The following is a 304-nucleotide window of genomic DNA, read 5'->3' as shown; positions in this document are numbered from 1 at the left end:
TCGCCGACATGACGGTCAGCGGCGACCACCTCGCCCGCTGGAAAGAGGCCGCGAAAGTCTACGGCGAGCGCCTGACAATCGAGCCCCGCCAAGGTCTCTCGAGCCGATCGAACACGGTTCTCATCCGGTGCGGTGAGTCGTTCCTCGGCGCGATGGTCTCGCAGCCTCTGCACGACGAGGACAAGGCCAAGGCACGCGAGGCCGCCGAGCGATGGACGGCACGCTTGCCCGAAATTGTCTCCGTCGCAGCCGAATCCGGCGACGCATGAACCACCCGCGCCGGGCGCTCGACGAGGGCACCCGG

The 304-nt window shown here is 68.1% G+C and carries 1 protein-coding gene; it reads left to right on the top strand.

Features of this window, described 5'->3' with window-relative positions:
• The coding region (locus tag ON31_RS29365) for a hypothetical protein (protein ID WP_157533797.1) at positions 1-269 on the top strand (269 nt) is incomplete at its 5' end.
• Positions 270-304: the final 35 nt, after the last annotated feature.

Origin of the sequence: Nocardia otitidiscaviarum NBRC 14405, assembly GCF_000308635.1 — a bacterium.
GTDB classification, from domain to species: Bacteria; Actinomycetota; Actinomycetes; order Mycobacteriales; family Mycobacteriaceae; genus Nocardia; species Nocardia otitidiscaviarum.
The sequence above is the reverse complement of the archived record's forward strand: the minus strand, read 5'-3'. Positions and strand labels throughout refer to the sequence as shown.